The 306-nt window shown below is 40.2% G+C and carries 1 protein-coding gene; it reads right to left on the bottom strand.

The window, feature by feature from the left end; all coding sequences use genetic code 11:
* Positions 1-106: 106 nt before the first annotated feature.
* On the bottom strand, positions 107-306 hold a 200-nt coding region (locus GS399_RS20910), incomplete at its 5' end, for a hypothetical protein (RefSeq protein WP_237488030.1).

Raw genomic sequence — 306 nt, 5'->3', positions numbered from 1 at the left:
AAACCTGGAAAGCTCAACTATTGGAAAGCAGGTGCTGTTGCTAAGAAATGCTTCCGTTTTCAAAACTAGTTGTATCAATAAATGAAGCGTACTTCCGATAAGTTAATTATTTTGGAAAGCAGTGTTCTTCACTTTTCGCTTCCGATAGCCCCGCTAATGCTGCAAGCTTAAAGTGAAGGGAGTTGGTGTTTGAACGTGACTGCAGCTTTAAACTTTCCGCGTATATCGGTTTTGAAACCGGCAGAACAATGCTGCTATTATTTCCCGAGCAGTATTTTATCTGCCCGATGAAAAACAAAACTTTGT

It is taken from the genome of Hufsiella arboris (assembly GCF_009834875.1).
Taxonomy (GTDB): Bacteria; Bacteroidota; Bacteroidia; order Sphingobacteriales; family Sphingobacteriaceae; genus Hufsiella_A; species Hufsiella_A arboris.
Note: the sequence above shows the minus strand (reverse complement) of the source record. Positions and strands in the feature narration are given on the sequence as shown.